12 protein-coding genes are annotated in these 13312 nt (G+C 55.1%); 3 read left to right on the plus strand and 9 right to left on the minus strand.

What is annotated here, in order from left to right; genetic code table 11:
• Positions 1-123: 123 nt before the first annotated feature.
• Positions 124-1401 carry a serine--tRNA ligase gene (serS, locus tag H7U12_RS16160; protein ID WP_186639900.1) on the minus strand — a complete coding sequence of 426 codons (1278 nt, stop codon included), beginning with the start codon at positions 1399-1401 and terminating at the stop codon, positions 124-126.
• Between the two features lie 279 nt (positions 1402-1680).
• On the opposite strand from serS, the gene rho reads away from it, so the two are divergent.
• On the plus strand, positions 1681-3645 hold the full coding sequence (rho, locus tag H7U12_RS16165; RefSeq protein WP_186639902.1) for a transcription termination factor Rho: 1965 nt from the start codon (positions 1681-1683) through the stop codon (positions 3643-3645).
• Positions 3646-4312: 667 nt separating this feature from the next.
• Here the strand turns inward: rho and H7U12_RS16170 are convergent.
• The 4 genes from H7U12_RS16170 to H7U12_RS16185 form a co-directional block, all read right to left on the minus strand.
• On the minus strand, positions 4313-4918 hold the full coding sequence (locus H7U12_RS16170; protein ID WP_186639904.1) for a hypothetical protein: 606 nt from the start codon (positions 4916-4918) through the stop codon (positions 4313-4315).
• 58 nt (positions 4919-4976) lie between these two features.
• Complete coding sequence (locus tag H7U12_RS16175; protein ID WP_186639906.1) at positions 4977-5861, minus strand: UbiA family prenyltransferase; 885 nt, start codon at positions 5859-5861, stop codon at positions 4977-4979.
• A gap of 9 nt (positions 5862-5870) precedes the next feature.
• A complete protein-coding gene (locus H7U12_RS16180; protein ID WP_186639908.1) occupies positions 5871-6653 on the minus strand; it encodes a class I SAM-dependent methyltransferase in 783 nt (260 codons plus the stop codon).
• A 154-nt stretch (positions 6654-6807) separates the two neighbouring features.
• Entirely contained in the window at positions 6808-7227 is a 420-nt protein-coding gene (locus H7U12_RS16185) for a lipocalin family protein (RefSeq protein ID WP_186639910.1), read from the minus strand.
• 191 nt (positions 7228-7418) lie between these two features.
• Between H7U12_RS16185 and H7U12_RS16190 the strand changes: the two genes are divergently transcribed.
• Positions 7419-7703 (plus strand): LysM peptidoglycan-binding domain-containing protein, encoded by a 285-nt coding sequence (locus tag H7U12_RS16190; RefSeq protein ID WP_186639912.1) that lies wholly within the window; start codon positions 7419-7421, stop codon positions 7701-7703.
• Between the two features lie 178 nt (positions 7704-7881).
• Here the strand turns inward: H7U12_RS16190 and H7U12_RS16195 are convergent, their stop codons facing one another.
• The 4 genes from H7U12_RS16195 to H7U12_RS16210 all read right to left on the minus strand — a co-directional run bounded on the left by H7U12_RS16195 (position 7882) and on the right by H7U12_RS16210 (position 12333).
• Positions 7882-8145, minus strand: a complete 264-nt coding sequence (locus H7U12_RS16195; RefSeq protein WP_186639914.1) for a GNAT family N-acetyltransferase — start codon at positions 8143-8145, stop codon at positions 7882-7884.
• 164 nt (positions 8146-8309) lie between these two features.
• Entirely contained in the window at positions 8310-10208 is a 1899-nt protein-coding gene (gene acs / locus H7U12_RS16200) for an acetate--CoA ligase (protein WP_186639916.1), read from the minus strand.
• Positions 10209-10418: 210 nt separating this feature from the next.
• A complete protein-coding gene (locus H7U12_RS16205; RefSeq protein ID WP_186639918.1) occupies positions 10419-11987 on the minus strand; it encodes a sodium:solute symporter family transporter in 1569 nt (522 codons plus the stop codon).
• Between the two features lie 37 nt (positions 11988-12024).
• Positions 12025-12333: a DUF485 domain-containing protein gene (locus H7U12_RS16210; RefSeq protein WP_186639921.1), complete on the minus strand. Its 309-nt coding sequence runs from the start codon at positions 12331-12333 to the stop codon at positions 12025-12027.
• Between the two features lie 181 nt (positions 12334-12514).
• On the opposite strand from H7U12_RS16210, the gene H7U12_RS16215 reads away from it, so the two are divergent.
• Positions 12515-13126 carry a ribonuclease HII gene (locus H7U12_RS16215; protein ID WP_186639923.1) on the plus strand — a complete coding sequence of 204 codons (612 nt, stop codon included), beginning with the start codon at positions 12515-12517 and terminating at the stop codon, positions 13124-13126.
• Positions 13127-13312 lie beyond the last annotated feature (186 nt).

Consider the following 13312-nt stretch of genomic DNA (forward strand, 5'->3'; position numbering starts at 1 on the left):
GATCTCATAACGACGCATAGGCTTTTTGATACTCTAACAACTGCCAGGAAAAATAATTCTACAATTGTCAACGCGCCCTAAAACAAGCCTGAAACGCTTTTCAAATAGTAAGAAGAAAACTCCTTACTTGGTGATCATCTCAAAGCCGAGATAGGAGTGCAACGCCTTGGGTAATTTAATGCCATCAGGGGTCTGGTTGTTCTCCAGCAAGGCGGCTACAATGCGGGGCAAGGCCAGGGCGCTGCCGTTCAGGGTGTGCAGTAGTTGGGGTTTTCCGCCCTCGGTACGCTGGCGCAGTTTCAACCGATTGGCCTGGTAGGTTTCAAAGTTAGAGACGGAGCTTACTTCCAGCCATCGGCCCTGGGCCGCAGAGAACACTTCCATGTCATAGGTAAGGGCCGAGGTGAAGCCCATGTCGCCGCCGCAGAGCCGGAGCACGCGGTAAGGCAGTTCCAGTTTCTGGAGCAGGCCCTGGATGTACTGGCTCATGTCCTCTAAAGCCTCATAGGATTTTTCCGGGGCCTGAATCTGCACAATCTCTACTTTGTCAAATTGGTGCAGGCGGTTGAGGCCGCGCACATCGGCCCCCCAGGAACCGGCCTCACGGCGGAAACAAGGCGTGTAGCCCACGTGCTTGATGGGAAGTTTGCCCTCGGCGATGATCTCGTCGCGGTAGAGGTTGGTGATGGGCACCTCGGCGGTGGGGATCAGGTAGAGGTTGTCGGCGGTGGCGTGGTACATCTGCCCTTCTTTGTCGGGGAGCTGGCCGGTGCCGTAGCCCGAGGCTTCGTTCACCACAATGGGCGGCTGCACCTCGGTGTACCCGGCTTTCATGGCCTCGTCCAGGAAGAAGTTGATGAGGGCGCGCTGCAAACGGGCACCCTGGCCTTTGTACACGGGAAACCCTGCGCCGGTGATTTTGATGCCCAGCTCAAAGTCAATGATGTCATACTGCTTGATGAGCTCCCAGTGCGGTTGGGCACCTTCGGGCAGTTGTGGGATAGAACCATGCTCCAGCACCACTTCGTTGTCCTCGGCGGAACGGCCGGCCGGTACGCTGCTATGCGGAATGTTGGGCACTTTGTAGAGTCCCTGCTGCAGGGCGTGCTCCAGGTGCTGCACTTCCTCGTCCAGGGTTTTGGTGCGGGATTTCAGCTCGGCGGTTTCGGCTTTCAGGGCCTCGGCCTGGTCTTTCTGACCACTTTTCATGAGGCCGCCTATTTCTTTGGCCAGCGCGTTGGCACGGCCCAGGAGCTCGTCACGCTCGGTTTGCAGTGAGCGGCGCTTCTGGTCCAGGTCCAGCAAAGCCTGTATTTCCTGGGCGGCGTTGGGAAAGTTTCTTTTCTGCAAGCCAGCAAGAACAAGATCGGTTTGCTCGCGTAAAACGGGTATCTGTAACATGGTGCGTCTGGTTATCTGTACGCAAAATTAGAATATTTTGGATAGGCTGAGGCAATGGGCGATCTTTTATAAAAATTTGTGTAACTTTATATATTAATTTTCTCGTATTGCTTGTAAATTAGAACAAGGCTGTCTAACATTGCAGTACATTTTCTGAACGACCGTCATCCGGGTTCTTCATTACGTCTTACACACCAACTTTTTCCTGTTTTTATCCGTCTGCCCGTTGCGCTCTGCAACTGCTATGCATTTAAACCGAATAGCTAATTCATTCTATTTATGTACAACATTGACGAGTTGAAAGATTCTCTTCTTTCAGAACTCAAAGAGATTGCTGAGAACCTCGGCGTCACGAACTTCAAGAAGCTTAGCAAGCAAGACCTGATCTACAAAATCCTGGATCAGCAAGCCGTTACCCCCCTTGAGAATCTCCCCAAAAAATATAAAAAATCGTCACGGAAGGCAGACGAACAAGCTGATGCGGCGGTTGCAGAAGCACCTGCCCCTGAGGCGGTAGTGGCAGAAGCCCCGGCCCCGGTAGCAGCACCCGTAGAAGAGAATGCGGTGGCGGCGTCAGTACAACAGGAAGCCCCGGCTCCGGCACCAGCCCGTCGTCCGGCCAGAACCAACACCACTACTACTCCTGCGGAACGCCCCGCCAGAGCAGAGCGCGCTGCGCCTGCCGTGCGCGAGGAGAGAACCCGCATACCGCAGGCGCTGCGTGAAGACGGACGCGAGACCAGAGAAATGGCCCGCCCCGAAGCCCAGCCCCGCGAGAATCGTCCTGAGCCCCGCGAAAGCCGGATGCAGCCCCGTGAATTCCAGCCGCGTGAACAGCGTGAGCCAAGAGAGATGCGGGAACAAGCGCCCCGTGAGCCCAGAGAGCAAGCCCAGCCCCGGGAACAGCAGAGCAGAGACCAGCAACCAAGAGATTTCCAGCCACGTGAGCCTCGGGAGCAGCAAGCTCCGCGTGAGCCCAGAGAACAGCGTGAGCCAAGAGAGAATAACAACAATAACCGCGAGCCCCGCGAGAACAACCCCAACTGGCAGAATCGGCGGGAGCCCAACCAAAACCCCAACCAGAACCGGCCCCAGCAGAACCAGAACAACGCCAACAACATGCGTGAGTTTGATGGGGTGATCGCCAATGAGGGCGTGCTGGAACTGATGCAGGACGGGTACGGTTTCCTGCGCTCAGCGCACTACCATTACCTGGCCAGCCCAGATGATATCTACGTGTCGCCGTCGCAGATCAAATTATTCGGTCTGAAAACCGGCGACAGCGTGAAAGGCACCGTGCGCGCACCCAAAGAAGGCGAGAAGTATTTCGCCTTGCTGAAGGTAGACTCCGTGAACGGCCGTACCACCGAAGAGATTCGTGACCGGATTCCGTTCCAGCATTTAACGCCTCTTTTCCCGGAAGAGCGCCTGAAACTGACCACCCGCTCCAGCCAATACTCAACCCGTATCATGGACCTGTTCGCCCCCATCGGGAAAGGACAGCGTGGTTTGATTGTGGCCCAGCCGAAGACCGGTAAAACCGTGTTGCTGAAGGAGATAGCCAATGCCATCACCGAGAACCACCCCGAGGTGTACCTCATGATCCTGTTGATCGATGAGCGCCCCGAGGAGGTAACGGACATGGCCCGCAGCGTGAAAGCCGAGGTAATTGCCTCTACCTTTGACGAGCAAGCCGAGCGCCACGTGAAGATCTCCAGCATTGTACTGGACAAAGCCAAGCGCATGGTAGAGTGCGGCCACGATGTGGTAATTCTACTGGATTCTATCACTCGTCTGGCCCGGGCTTATAACACCGTGGTTCCTTCTTCCGGTAAAATCCTATCGGGTGGGGTAGACGCCAACGCGTTGCACAAACCCAAGCGTTTCTTCGGGGCGGCCCGTAACGTGGAGAACGGCGGCTCGTTGACCATCATCGCCACGGCTCTGATTGACACCGGCTCTAAAATGGACGAGGTGATCTTCGAAGAATTCAAAGGAACCGGTAACATGGAGCTTCAGCTGGATCGGAAGCTCGCCAACAAGCGCGTGTACCCAGCCATCGACGTTCCGGCTTCCGGTACCCGCCGCGAGGACCTGCTCATGGACCGCGACGAACTCAGCCGTGTTTGGATCCTGCGTAAGTTTATGTCCGACATGAATTCCGTGGAAGCCATGGAGTTCCTGAAAGACCGCATGAAGGGCACCAAAGACAACGACGAGTTCCTGATCTCCATGAACAGCTAGTCTGATAGATATTAGATGATAGATGCTGGATGTTAGATTCAGCGTCAAACCAAGAAGGCCCCGCAGATTTCTGCGGGGCCTTCTTGGTTTTATTGGAATTCTGTATTTCGCCTGCTTTCAGGAAATAAGGCCCAAAACGCCTCTGTTACATTTCATGCTGGCGCGAGACTTCAGTCTCGTGACTTTGGATGATGCGAGTCTCCAGACTCGCCGGGAACCATGAGCTATGGGTAGTTTCTTTCTCGTGGTTTAGGTTTGCTTCGGTGACGTACAGTCCGCTAAGTCACAGTACATCTCCACTACAGCTGAAGCTATGCGTGTTTTCGCGGCAACGCCGCGAGGGTAGTCTGGAGACTACCCGTTATCTGGAGGCACGAGTTGCAAACTCGCGCCAGCCGTGAATAACAGGGGCAGCAGGAATCTGAAGGAAAGGCTAGACTGGTAACTAGTTGGTATGACACAAGGAGGCCCCGGAGATTTTTTCTGCAGGGCCTTCTTTGTTCTGGGGCTTGTTTTATGAAAATGGGCTTAAAACGGCTGTTGGCCTAGACACTCATAGGTCGTCCAGACGCTACGAGGTCGTTTGAGTAGGCGGTAAAGCGGTAGCAACCTACAGCTCCCCTCCTAATGTAGGAGGGGTGCCCGAAGGGTGGGGTGGTAAATCCTGCTACCCGCCAAAACTGCCGTACCGGACTACTTTCTTTTGCTCGGGGTCATAGACCAGGAGCCTGCCGTCTTCCTTGCCCCGCAGGTACTTGAACCCGATGGCTTTGGGGTTGGCTTTGATGCGGTTCCAGGTGGTTTCATTCACGAAGGAGGCCTGCACGGGGGCATTGGGCGCAATGGCGGGTGAAACGAAGTCTTTGTTTTCCACGAAGCCGTCCATCCGTTTGATGATGTAGGCCTCGCGCTCGGAGACCGTGGGCGAATCCGTTTGCATCTCGTACACCATGCTGGCTTCCAGATCAGCGGCCGGGAAGTTCTCCTCGTAGATTTTCTGTCCGTCGTGGGTGGTGATGGTGAATTCTACCTTTCCCTGGGCAATGGAGTTGCCGTGCAGGGCCAGCCGGAAAAAATCGGGCTGCTGTTGAGAGGAGAACAGGTGCGTACGTTGCACAATGTGCTGTACCGGTTCTTTGCTTTCTTCACGAAGGCTTTCCTTTTCTGAGGAAGCGGGGGCGTTGGATGAAACGGAAGTCGTAGCTTCTTCAGACGATGAAGATTGGCAACTGAACAAGAAGGCCAGCACCACTACCCAGGTTATTTTTGACATGTTTTCAGAGAATTGGCCTAAAAACGATGTACGTGTGGGGCGTGCCATAGTTCTGCCGTCAGGCGGTTTCCCAGAGCTGCCACAGCAGAATCAGCCCGAAGGCAAAGCTCATGCTCAGCGACGAGACCTTGTTCATGCGCATGGTGTTCTCAAAATTGGCGGCGGCCGGGTCTTGCTTTACGTTCCAGAGCCATCGGCTGAATACGGCCACCACCGGGCCGGTGCCCAGCAGAAAGAGGAGGCCGTGCAGCAGCTCTCCCCGCAGCCAATAAGTGTAAAAGAGCACGGCCGTAGCCAGAAGTAAACTGCCGGCCGCAAACAAAAAGGTGCCCCATAAGCCCAGTTTCAGACTCAGGGTTTCATCGCCGCGGCGGGCATCTTCCTCGTGCTGGTAGACTTGGGTCAGCGGATAGGAGCCACACAGAAACAAAGAACTCACCAGCGCCAGCAACAGGTTGTTCGTGCTGAGGATCTTGCTTTGGTTTAAGCCGGTGCCCACTTGCACCATGACAAACGTGAAGGCCCCCTGGAAAATCACCACCACCAACGTGCTCAGGATGGGATATTTCTTGAGCCGGATGCCCTTGTAGCTGTACGCTTTGGAAACCAGCAGATACAGCAGCACCATGGCCGCAAACGTCCAGGAAAGCAATAGAGAAAGTACCAACGCCAATACGTCAAAAAGGAGCACAAGCCAATAAAGCGACTGGGTGACTTTGGGCGGGTGCTTGAGGCCGCCAATGCTGCCTTCGTCGCGGTCATAATAGGAGTTGTAGCCGTTGCTGGCGGGGTACACCAGCAGGTGCAGAATCAGGAAAACGGCTACGGTCCGGCCCGCAGAAATCTCTGGGGCGGCGCTCACCGCAAACCAGAAAATGGGCATCAGAAACAAAGAAAACGGGATGCGGAGCAAACGCCAGGCATCAGACCAGGATGAGTTCATACCGCAAGTTTACGAGGGATAGCCTACTAAATACAAAACGCCGGTGCCGCTCCAGTGCCGGGCTCGCCCGATGTGCCAGGTATAATGCGGCGCGTTCAGCGAATCGACCATCTTTTGCAGGTGTTCCGGGGTGTACAGGCGCAGCAGGGAAACCGTGCCGTCCCAGACGGTACCCAGCGGGATGAGCGGCACCAGGTACGTGAAAAAAAGGCGGCTCCAGGTAAAGGGCCGGATGAACGGCGTGATCAAGAGAATGACCCATGGGAACACGAACCAGACCAGCAGCAGCTCGTGCCAGCGTTTACCGGCGCCCTCAAACACCCCAATGCCCTGGTTCTGCCGCACGGCATCGGCGAGGATGGCGGTGGCCGTTTCGGGCCTGAAATGGTGAAAAGCCGAGAAAACCGTCCTGAACCCTTCCACGGTATCTGGTACGGCGGTGGCATCCACGGGCTCCGGGGAAAATTGAAGCGCGCCGTGGCTTTGGTTTGCCAGGTACTGGTACGCCTCCAGGTTGGGGAATTTATCGGTGAGGGTGATGGAAATCTTCTGGCCGCTCTGCTTCTCCAGTTCCCGCCACACCTGCTGTATGCCGCCGCCCGCGCCGGAGCAGAGGTCCACCAGGTGTGTTTTCCGGGTGTGGGTCAACGCCTTTTGCAGCAGCGGCACAATGGGTTTGTAGATGCCCAGCGCCGTGATCATGACCCGTAGCACGTCCATCATGCCCTGCCGCACCACATGCGGGAACCAGGGCTGGTCTTCCAACTCAAACAGGTGCAGACGGAATTTCATGGGTAAAGAGTGGCTTGCTGCGTTAATGATACGTTTTTGAGAATTCGTGCGCAAATCAGCGCCGGGAAAGGGAGCGTTACCAGAGTAGGGGAAGGGCAAAAAAGAGCCCACCCAAATAGCTTTGAGTGGGCTTTCTCTTCAAAGGGAAATCCCCTTATTCCACTTTCAGGGTGAGGGTAGAACCGTCCGGGGCCTGAAGTTTCATGTCATCGTCATCTAACTCCGCCACGGTGAAGTTTTCGCTTACGTTGTTGTTGGCGTAGGTCAGGCTCAGGGTCTTGTTGGGCGCACTGTAGGTCCAGGTTCCGTTGGCTGAGGCCGTTTCTGAGGTCTGGGTGAAGTTACCGTTGGCGAAGAACTGAATCTGTTCCTGTTTCTCAGCCGAGGTGAGTTTGTCTTTGTCACCGGAGGCCGTGGTTTCTTTGCTGGCTTTCCAGGTTTTGCTGGTGGTGCCGGAAATCATCTGCGAGTCTCCGCCGGTTTCAGCCTTTTTATTACAGCTGAAGGTGAAGGCGCTTAACCAAACAAGGCAAACCAGGGTGAACAGACGAGTGGCCGGAGATGCAATTTTCATTTTCATAGTTGTACGTTTAGGTTCAGGTGTCTACGTATTGGCCGCAGCCAAACACGGTTTTTCATACGTGGGTTTTTACGGACAGTTCTATTAAAATAAACAAACCTATCTGGAACGGGCGCGTAAGAATTATCCTGTACCCCAGTGGGATACTTAAATTGTAATAGGACCTCTAACCAAAAAATACAACTATGGGACTTTTTGATTTTCTAAAGAAGGGAGAGGAGAAGCCGGTTCAGAAACCAGTGGCTCAACCCGCCGCCCCCAAGCCTGTTGCTGCCCAGCCCGTGGCCGCTCCGCAGGCAGCCGCCCAGGACACCTATACCGTGAAAAGCGGCGATTCACTTTCTAAGATTGCGAAGAACTTCTACGGCGATGCCTCCCAATGGCATAAAATCCATCAGGCCAATTTGGATAAAATCAAAGACCCTAACCTTATTGAAGTAGGCTGGCAATTGAAAATTCCAAAAGCGTAACTAAGAACTTAGGTTTGTTTGTAGAGAAAAGAGTCTGTGCCCGGCGCAGGCTCTTTTTCGTTTTAAGGGTGTTTTAAGCAAAACAGCCCTAAAACAGGCAAGGCAGGAGATTCTCCTGCCTTGCCTGTTTTTACCTTACAAACTCCGCTGCTGCGTGTCTCAGATGCAGTTGCCAACTCTATAAAGGGTGCCGCTCCAGGTACTTCGCTACCGCCGGGCAGGAGGCGCGTACCTCCAGGCCTTTGGACGTGGCATAGTCAATTCCGTGTTTGATGAGCTGATCGGCTAGCCCTTTGCCGCGGTATTCTTCTTCCAGGTAGGTGTGCTGAAAATCTATGGTCTCGTCGTCGGGCAGCGCATAGGCGAGTTCCCCAATGTCTTCATTTTCCAACAGGGCCGTGAACTGCTGCGCCTCTTCGTCGTGCTGAATGTCTAATTTCATGGTGTAAGGAAGTTAGAGATAAAAGATTGCCCCTGATTAACTGAGGAACAGTTCTATTGCTTACTACTCCTTCGCCAAAAGGTTGATGCCTTCCCGCAAGACTCTTGCCTCTGGTAGAAGATAATTCGCCCCCGCAGCTTTATGGGCGGAAATAAAAAAGGGGGCTATAAAGCCCCCTGAATGATCTCGTCTACAATGGGTGGGTCCAGCAGCGTGCTGGTATCGCCTAAGTTGGAGGTGTCGCCCTCGGCCACTTTGCGGAGGATACGGCGCATGATCTTGCCGGATCGGGTTTTGGGCAGGCCGCTCACAATCTGAATTTTGTCGGGCTTCGCGATTTTTCCGATCTGGTCCACCACCGTTTCAATCACCTCGGCCCGCAGGTTCTCCGGGTTAGATGGGGCTTCCTCGCCGCAGACCACGAACGCGTAAATGCCCTGGCCTTTCACGTCATGCGGATACCCCACCACGGCGCTCTCCACAATGTGCCGGTTCTGGTTGATGGCGTTCTCAATTTCGGCGGTGCCGAAGCGGTGCCCCGATACGTTGATCACGTCGTCTACGCGCCCAATGATGCGCCACAGGCCATCGGCATCGCGTTTGGCCCCATCGCCGGTGAAATACAAGCCTTTGTACGTGCTGAAGTAGCTCTGGCGGCAACGTTCGTGGTCGCCGTAGGTGGTTCTGATGATGCCCGGCCACGGAAACTTCATGCAGAGGTAGCCTTCCACTTCGTTCGCCGTGATTTCATCGCCGTTCTGGTCTACCAGCAGCGGCTGAATACCGGGCAACGCGAAGCCGGCGTGGCTGGGTTTCATGGGCGTGACCCCGGCCAGAGAGGTGAGCATGATGCCGCCCGTCTCGGTTTGCCACCAGGTATCTACCACCGGGCAGCGTTCTTTGCCCACGTGAATGTGGTACCAGTGCCAGGCCTCCTCGTTGATGGGTTCGCCCACTGAGCCCAGTACTTTCAGGGAATCAAGGCTGTAGGAGAGCACGTGGTCCAGGCCGGCGCCCATGAGCGAGCGGATGGCGGTAGGGGCGGTGTAGAAGATGTTCACCCCAAATTTGTCAATGACCTGCCAGAAACGGCCGGGGTCCGGGAAGGTAGGCACACCCTCAAACATCAGGGTAGTGGCCCCGGACAAGAGCGGACCGTATAGTAAGTAAGAGTGACCGGTGATCCAGCCAATGTCGGCGGTGCACCAGTAGATGTCGCTTTCGTCGTACTGGAAAACGTTCCGGAAGGTATAATCGGTGTAGACCATGTAGCCGCCGCAGGTGTGGACCACGCCTTTGGGGGTTCCGGTGGAGCCCGAGGTGTACAGGATGAAGAGCAGGTCCTCCGAGTCCATCTCCTCGGCGGGGCAGTTCTTGTCTACGTGTTGCAGTTCCTCGTGGTACCACACATCGCGGCCTTCCACCATGTTCACAGCCCAGCCCAGGCGCTCCACCACAATCACTTTCTCTACGCTGGGGCAATCGGCTACGGCTTCGTCTACCACCCGCTTCACCGGAATCTGCTTGGAGCCGCGGTTCAGTCCGTCTGAGGTCAACACCACTTTGGCCTGGGCATCGTTGATGCGGTCGGCCATGGCGGTATGGGAGAATCCGGCGAAAATCACGGAGTGTACCGCGCCAATGCGGGCGCAGGCCAGCACACTGAACGCCAGCTCCGGAATCATGGGCATGTAAATGCACACGCGGTCGCCTTTCTGCACGCCGTTGCGCTTGAGAATATTGGCCATCTGGCAGACTTTCTCGTGCAGCTCGCGGTAGGTGAACCGGATGTAGCGCTCTTTTGGGTCGTTGGGTTCCCAGATGAGGGCGAGTTTATTGCCCCGTTTCTCCAAATGACGGTCCAGGCAGTTCTCGGTGATGTTCAGTTTGCCGTTGACAAACCACTTTACGTTGGGCTCCTCAAAGTTCCAGTCCAGCACCTTGTCCCATTTCTGGCGCCAGGTGAAGTTCTCGGCGATGCCGGCCCAGAACTCCTCGGGCTGCTCCACGCTTTTCCGGTAGGTCTCCTGGTACTCCTCAAATGATTTTATGCGGTAATCCATTTTGTTTGTTTCGTAGGGTTTGGGGCCTAAATATAGGTATTCTGCCGAGGCAGCCAAGAAATCACGCGATTTGTGGCGAATTGCCCCTCGTTTTAAGCCCGATTTTCTGAAAAGTGGGTGAAAGTACAGGTTCATATAAAAAACAGCCAACCGCGTTTTGAAGCCAGTTTTCAGAAAAGAGCCCCCAAACGCGGTTGGCTGTTTGCCAGATTACTCAGCGCCTACGCCCAGGTAGGTCCGCAGTTTCTCAGACTCAAATTTAAGCGCCGCCGAGGCCTCGGGCTTGAGCAGCGAGACCACAATCCCCACCAGAAACGCCCCGGACATAGAAACCAAGGCCGGGTTCTTCAGCGGGAAGATTGCCTCGTCATAGCCCATGATGTCGACCATGATGGTGGGGCTCAACACAATCAAAACCAATGAAAGAACGGCGCCTGTGGCGATGCTCCAGACCGCTCCCTGCGTGGTGAACCGCTTCCAGATGATGGACATGAGCAAAGCCGGAAAGTTGGCGCTGGCCGCGATGGAGAAGGCCAGCCCTACCATGAAGGCTACGTTCTGTCCTTTGAACACCAGCCCCAGCAAGATGGATAGAATACCCAGCGCAATGGTGGCACGCTTGGCTACTTTCATTTCGCCTTTCTCGTTGGAAACTCCGTTTTTGAACACGTGCACGTACAGGTCATGCGAGATGCTGGAAGCCCCGGATAAGGTCAAGCCGGCCACTACGGCCAGAATAGTGGCGAACGCCACCGCCGCAATAAAGCCCAGAAACGCCGTGCCGCCGGTTTGCTCGGCCAAAAGCAGGGCAGCCATGTTGCCGCCTTTGTCAATGCCCTCAATGGCCGGTTTGCCCACCAGCGCCATCGCCGAGAACCCGATCAAAAACGTTAATAGATAGAAATACCCGATGAACCCCGTGGCCACGAACACCGATTTACGGGCCGCTTTGGCATCGGGTACGGTATAAAAGCGCATCAAAATGTGCGGCAGACCGGCCGTGCCTAGCATGAGGGCCAGCCCCAGCGAAAGCGCATCAAACGGATTGGTGATGTAACCGCCAGGGGCCAGCATTTCCTGCCCGTACTGGGTGCTCACCGCCTCCAGCAAATTACCCGGACTAAACCCGAACTTCGCCAGCGACAGCAGCACCAGCACGGTGGCTCCGCTCAACAGCAAGACCGCTTTGATGATCTGCACCCAGGTAGTGGCAATCATGCCGCCAAACAGCACATACAGTGTCATCACGCAGCCCACCACCACTACGGCAATCTCATAATCCAGCCCGAAAAGGGTTTTGATGAGGCCACCCGCGCCTACCATCTGGGCAATCAGGTAAAAGGCAATGGTCAGAAGCGAACCCACGGACGAGACAATCCGGATGGGGCGCTGCCGCAGCCGGAACGCCACCACGTCAGCGAAAGTGTACTTGCCCAGGTTACGGAGCGGCTCGGCAATCAGAAACATAATGAGCGGCCAGCCCACCAGAAACCCGATGGAGTAGATCAGGCCGTCATAGCCTTTGGTGGCCACCATGCCGGCAATACCCAGAAACGAGGCGGCACTCATGTAATCGCCGGCCAGGGCCAGGCCGTTCTGGAACCCCGAGATGCTGCGGCCCGCCGCGTAGAACTCAGAGCCGGTTTTGGTTTTCTTGGCGGCCCAGTAGGTGATGTAGAGCGTGACGGCCACAAACAGAAAGAACATGCCAATGGAAACCGGATTGGCCGTGCCCAGCGTGGAGGTAGCCGGACTAGCCTGAAGCAGGAGAGACAACATATTGTTGGTAAAGTCTTTAGTGGGAGAGAAGGGGAGACTAGGAGATTTTGTTTTTCAGGTTCTGAACCGATGTGTCATAGTCACTGTTGGCCCAGAAGACATAGATGCCCGTTAAAACCCAGGCAAACAGGATAATTCCCAACCCTACCGGAATGGCCAGCGTGGTGTACTCCCCAATTCTGGTGGCCAGCACCTGCTTGTTGAACGCCACCACCAGCAGAAAGCCAAAGTAGACCACCAGCATGGTGAACGTGAGAACCAGCGAAACCGTCCAGCGTTTTTTGACTAGTTTTTTAAAATCAGGACTTTCCAGGATTTCATGCGGCGTCTGGCTCTGTGGATGCATAGTTTGTTGTTTTGGTGTTAGGTAGAAAGCAGGGAAATGAAAGGAAATGGTCTGTTGAAGGATGAACTTCCGGCAACGGGCCGCTTAATTTAATGAGATATATCTAAAAAGTGCGATACTGTCTGGGAAATATTTGCCTTTTTCGCCTGTTTTGTAGTAGAAATTGATAAAATGATACACCATGCTCCTTGCCAACTATAGCGGTAAACTTCTGGAAGTGGGATTGGATGAAGCCGGGCGAGGCTGTCTGGCCGGGCCCGTAGTGGCAGGCGCCGTCGTGCTGCCGCCCGATTATTTTCACCCGCTCCTCACCGATTCAAAATTACTGACGGCCAAACAGCGGGAACAGCTCCGGGAGGAAATCTGCCGGGAGGCGCTCCATTGGGCCGTGGCAGAGGTGAGCGCGCCCGAGATTGACGCTATCAACATCCTGAACGCCTCCTTCCTGGCCATGCACCGCGCCACCGACCTGCTGAACATCTCGCCGGAATACCTGCTGGTGGATGGAAACCGGTTCACGCCTTACAAAGAGGTGCCCCACGCCTGCATGGTGAAAGGCGATAGCCGGTTTTTCCACATCGCGGCGGCTTCCATCTTAGCCAAAACTCACCGCGATGAGGTGATGTGCGCCTTGGGAGCGGCGTTCCCGCACTACAAATGGGAGCAGAACGCGGGCTACCCCACCAAAGTCCACCGGAAAGCCATCCAGGAGCACGGGACCACGCCCTATCACCGCATGACCTTTAAATTACTGGCAGACCCGGAGCAAGCTTTGGTAGCGGAAACGTTGTAACGACCTGCGTTGGTAGGTAATCTGGGCCGGGTTTCTAATTTGGCTACCCGCTCCCGTTTAAGTTGAAAACTTGAACCAGGAAATCAAATACTAAAGCGGATTTTAAAACACTGGTGAACAGGCAAGGCCTTGGTGGATAAGAAAAAAGCGAGGCGTTTTGAAGCCGATTCTCTGAAATCGGGCTCA

The organism is Rufibacter sediminis (genome assembly GCF_014269285.1).
In the GTDB taxonomy this organism is placed as follows: Bacteria; Bacteroidota; Bacteroidia; order Cytophagales; family Hymenobacteraceae; genus Nibribacter; species Nibribacter sediminis.